Below are 3,334 nucleotides of genomic sequence, written 5' to 3' on the forward strand. Positions count from 1 at the left end.
GAAGCATTAGCTCACTGGTTCAGGAAGCTCTTAGGACCTATTTAATGAGCGAGGGGATACCTGGGTGCAACCTAGTCGGCTATATAATGGTTCTATATAAACATGGTATGGGAGACATTGATAGAGAGCTCACTGAAATCCAGCACGAGTACATTGGCTCGGTACTCTTTGAGAACCACATTCACATCGATGAGGAGAGATGTTTAATGACTATCGCTTTTAGGGGTAGATACAGTGATTTTGAGTCGCTGATAAAAAAGGTTAGGAGTCTACGTGGTGTGATCCTGGTTAAACACCTATGTGTATGCGTTGACTAGCTTTACAAATGAAAGCCTCGCTCTTTTAGAGCTGGGAGGAGGTTAGTGCTCGGAAAAACTTTTTTTCACCAGGTACTCGCGTATCTTTGAGATCGTTACGGGATGCAATATATGCTCCATTTTACATGCGTCCTCCTCTGCGATCTCCCTGGGTACTCCAAGGCTTTCAAGGAATAACTTCAATAGCTTATGTCTCTCATATATCTCCCTAGCTACCTTAAGGCCTTTCTCCGTTAACTCTATTTTACCGCCTTTCTCATATATTATGTAGCCTTCATTGGCAAGCTTTCTCAGGAATTCAACGACACTGCTTGGTTTGACACAAAGTCTCCTAGCTATCTCCCTGACCTTTGGCCTTCCATTCATAGATAACACATATATTACTTCCAGGTATTCTTCTGAGCGCTCACCGATCATGGTTTTAATCCTCAGGAATTAATCCTCCTTAGTTTATTCCCGGCTTTAACCAGGATCTTCGCGTTTTCCTCTGGTGGCAGGTATCCGGGGATCACCTCAACCGGCTTCGCACCGTATTTCTCGTAATCGCTTAATTTAGTGATCGCCACGAATGGCACATACTGCACCCCGTAAGAGTCTGCCTCAATAGGGTGTTCTAACGCCTCTATTGTCTCGACAACTATATTCTGGTTAACTATGCCGGCTTGATTGAAGAAGTCTACAACTAGTGGGCAGTACGGGCATTCTGGCGTCACGAATATCTTTACATGGAGAGGAGCATCAATACTCTCTATTTCTTCTATAACGCTCTTGGATAGCTTAACGCCGTTAGATATATAGTCGTGTATGAATATGAATGGCGCGAACTCCTGTCCGCTTGGTAGGCCATAGTAGCGTATATTCCTCTTAGGGGTATCATAAATGAATGCCGGGATATATCTTGGCCTCAGCCCCGAAAAATTCTCAGGGTTTAATATCGTGAATCTGATCTTCCCCCCGCTAATCCTCATGATTTCCTCTGCAAGTACTTTTGCCTCATCGCATGTGGGACAATCTCCATGGTGGTGATGATGTTCTTCCTCGTCTTCATGGTGTTCATGCCCTCCACCACTGCTTGAAACCACTAATATATCATTTAGTTCTCTGGGAAAAGCCTGGAATATCTTCTTTAACTCTGACTCTGTATCTGGATCGAATAAGCCTCCCATCGTAATCACCTGTTAGGCCCATCTAACATTTATTTTATTTAACACCTTTTAAAATATATGGATTAACTTAATAAGGATCTCTATAGGCTAGTTATAAAATGGGTATAATTATTGCAGGCCAGATCATATACTCTTAGAGTGCTAGAGATACTGAATAATACGCCAAGCCTCTCATCCAGGGAGATAGCTGAGATACTTGGTATAGATTTCTCCAGGGCGAAGGAGATACTTGAGAGACTCAGGTACAGTGGATACGTGGAGAAAGTAGGAAGAGGATATATTATAACGACAAGGGGGAGGAGTCTTCTAGCAGAGTTAACAAAACAGAAAACAATATCCCCACAGAATACTGCACAGGAGAAACAGGGTAGCCCAGCAAGTGAAGAAGCCGCCTCAAGTGAGAAATCCGTTGGCGAGAAGCGGCAGGAGAGTGGGATAGAGGGGCGGATGCAGCAGGCTCCTGAAACACTGGATCACGTTAGCTTACTAGTTAAACAGTTAGAAGAGTTTTCCAAGCGCTTGAGGGAGTTAGAGGTTAAAATAAAAGATCTTGATGCAAGATTAACGAGCCTAGAGAACTTCGCCAAGGAGGTTGTGAAGCACCATGATATGGTTCAGCACACTGGTAGCCAAAGCGGTGGAGATGGACAATATGTCATAGAAACCCCTGTGATGAACATGAATGAAGCCCAGAGCAGGCTTGGACCCCTGCTAGACAAATACCTGCTAGAGGGAAGGTTGATCAGGATTGGCACGCTCATAGTGGACCATGTATTCTATGAGGAATTCAAGAAGAAGTTCCCCATTAAGGCTAGTGAAGTAAGCAAGTTGAGCAACCTGGAGAAAACACTTTTAAACGAGATGAGGAATGAAATGCTTGTAATATTATACGCTGGGAAAGAATACCGCTTGGTCAACGCGTGAAATACAGGATCCATAATATTGTGAAGGACTAATCCTGTATTTCCTCATACTCCTCCGTTAATACCGGTACATATTTCTCAGGGTTCTCCACCCCATCAGGGCATCCCCTACCATGTCTTTTCGGCTTACCTACCCTGCTTAAGAGAACTATACGGCTTGGCACGGACTCGCTCATCACTGTGTAACCTGTTAACTCAGCTATTTTCCTGGCTATTTCCCTTACCTCTATATGGCTTGGCATATTGTTTTTGAATAACCTACCTCTGCTTCCCCCGATATACATGTATGCCTTGACCTCTACGTATGATGGTTGTGCTTTTTCAATGAATTTAGCGAAGTTCTTAAGAGCTATTTCATGATCGTTGAACCCCTTTACTATCGTGAACCTGAATACCGTGGGAGACTTGAAGCTGGGTATTAATTCAAGTGTTTCATTAAATAACTCCCATGCCCTTGGTACTAAGGGGCGGTTAAAGTGCTCGTAGCTATCTTTATCCCATGACTCTATACTTATATACAGCTGACTCGGCTCTGTTTCAAGGTTCCTGAGAGTATCAGGCCTTGTACCATGTGTGACAAGGAATGTAGTGATGCCTCTCTTATGATACTCGCTTATTAGCTCACCAAGCCTTGGATAAAGTGTTGGTTCACCGGTTAGGCTTATGGCTGCATGCTTAGGATTCAATGCTTCTTCAACCAGTTTTTGATCAGCCCTTGGATTACCCTTGAAACCAGCCATGATCTCTCTGTGGGCCCTAATACTTTCTTCGACCAGGATCTCTGGATCATCGATCACTGGGGGACGCGTGTCATCCCAGTGCATGCCTATATCCTCTGGCTGGAGCCTCCAGCAGTGAAGGCACCTATTCCAGCACCATGCTACTACAGGCGTCATCTGTATACATCTATGGCTCTCAATACCGTACC

Annotated in this window: 5 protein-coding genes; 2 read left to right on the plus strand and 3 right to left on the minus strand. The window is 44.2% G+C overall.

Going from position 1 to position 3,334, the window contains the following annotated elements; all coding sequences use genetic code 11:
- Nucleotides 1-317 (plus strand): CopG family ribbon-helix-helix protein (locus ACP5N5_RS06310; RefSeq protein WP_428134103.1); only part of this gene is annotated, 317 nt, incomplete at its 5' end.
- 42 nt (nucleotides 318-359) lie between these two features.
- Here the strand turns inward: ACP5N5_RS06310 and ACP5N5_RS06315 are convergent.
- Nucleotides 360-734 carry a metal-dependent transcriptional regulator gene (locus ACP5N5_RS06315; RefSeq protein WP_428134112.1) on the minus strand — a complete coding sequence of 125 codons (375 nt, stop codon included), beginning with the start codon at nucleotides 732-734 and terminating at the stop codon, nucleotides 360-362.
- A gap of 11 nt (nucleotides 735-745) precedes the next feature.
- Nucleotides 746-1,483 carry a thioredoxin family protein gene (locus tag ACP5N5_RS06320; RefSeq protein WP_428134118.1) on the minus strand — a complete coding sequence of 246 codons (738 nt, stop codon included), beginning with the start codon at nucleotides 1,481-1,483 and terminating at the stop codon, nucleotides 746-748.
- A 111-nt stretch (nucleotides 1,484-1,594) separates the two neighbouring features.
- Between ACP5N5_RS06320 and ACP5N5_RS06325 the strand changes: the two genes are divergently transcribed.
- Nucleotides 1,595-2,407, plus strand: coding sequence for a winged helix-turn-helix transcriptional regulator (locus ACP5N5_RS06325; RefSeq protein WP_428134126.1), 813 nt, complete (start codon nucleotides 1,595-1,597; stop codon nucleotides 2,405-2,407).
- A 28-nt stretch (nucleotides 2,408-2,435) separates the two neighbouring features.
- Here the strand turns inward: ACP5N5_RS06325 and twy1 are convergent.
- A partial coding sequence (twy1, locus tag ACP5N5_RS06330) for a 4-demethylwyosine synthase TYW1 (RefSeq protein WP_428134133.1) occupies nucleotides 2,436-3,334 on the minus strand: 899 nt, incomplete at its 5' end.

Origin of the sequence: Desulfurococcus sp. (genome assembly GCF_049970475.1) — an archaeon.
Lineage (GTDB): Archaea > Thermoproteota > Thermoprotei_A > Sulfolobales > Desulfurococcaceae > Desulfurococcus > Desulfurococcus amylolyticus.

What these genes read in the sequence shown, in the direction of transcription:
- ACP5N5_RS06315 (WP_428134112.1), bottom strand. Translation starts at nt 734, where the DNA reads ATGATCGGTGAGCGCTCAGAAGAATACCTGGAAGTAATATATGTGTTA.
- ACP5N5_RS06320 (WP_428134118.1), bottom strand. Translation starts at nt 1,483, where the DNA reads ATGGGAGGCTTATTCGATCCAGATACAGAGTCAGAGTTAAAGAAGATA.